Source organism: Pantoea sp. UBA5923 (genome assembly GCF_002431095.1).
GTDB lineage: Bacteria > Pseudomonadota > Gammaproteobacteria > Enterobacterales > Enterobacteriaceae > Pantoea > Pantoea piersonii.
Genome location: NZ_DJDN01000051.1, coordinates 7,763 through 8,557 on the forward strand (window position 1 = coordinate 7,763; position 795 = coordinate 8,557).

Genomic DNA, 795 nt, shown 5'->3' on the forward strand with positions numbered 1-795 from the left:
GAGCCACAGAGTTAAGCGGCAGGGTTGTGTTTTAGCCGCTGCGACGCGATGCTGGGCGCTGTTATTTCCACCAGCAGGAGAAATGATGGAAAACCCCCTCTGCCGCGCGCTACAGCTAGCGTTCCCTCTGATTCAGGCCCCGATGGCGGGCGTCTCCACCCCGGAACTGGCCGCCGCCGTAAGTAACGCTGGCGCGCTGGGTTCGATTAGCCTCGGCGCGTCAAATCTGGCGCAGGCCAGCGCCATGCTGAGCCGTCTGCGTCAGCTGACCACCGGACCGGTTAATATCAATCTCTTCTGCCACGCGCCGCCGCAGCGCGATACTGAGCGTGAAAGCGCCTGGCTGGCGCGGTTTACACCGCTGTTTGAGCAGTATGGCGCGTCGCCGCCTCTGTCGCTGACTGAGATCTACCCCACTTTTAATATCGACTCCCCGCTGCTTGAGCCGATCCTGAATGCGGCTCCCGCAGCGGTAAGCTTTCACTTCGGCCTGCCGGAACAGAAAGTTATCGACCAGCTGAAAAGGCAAGGCATAGTGACGCTGGCCAGCGCTACCTCCGTTGACGAAGCGCGCCTGGCCGCTGCCGCAGGCATCGATTTCGTGGTAGCACAGGGCATTGAGGCGGGCGGCCATCGCGGCATTTTCGATCTGCAAAAAACGGATACGCAAATGAGCACCATGACGCTGGTGCAGGCGATAGTCAGGTCGTGCGACCTTCCCGTTATCGCCGCAGGCGGCATTATGGACGGCAACGCCATCGCCGCCATGATGAAGCTGGGCGCAACGGGCGTGCA

The 795-nt window shown here is 61.4% G+C and carries 1 protein-coding gene; it reads left to right on the forward strand.

The window, feature by feature from the left end; translation table 11 throughout:
- Nucleotides 1-85: 85 nt before the first annotated feature.
- Nucleotides 86-795: nitronate monooxygenase (locus B3797_RS12550; protein ID WP_311791248.1), on the forward strand; the 710-nt coding region annotated here is incomplete at its 3' end.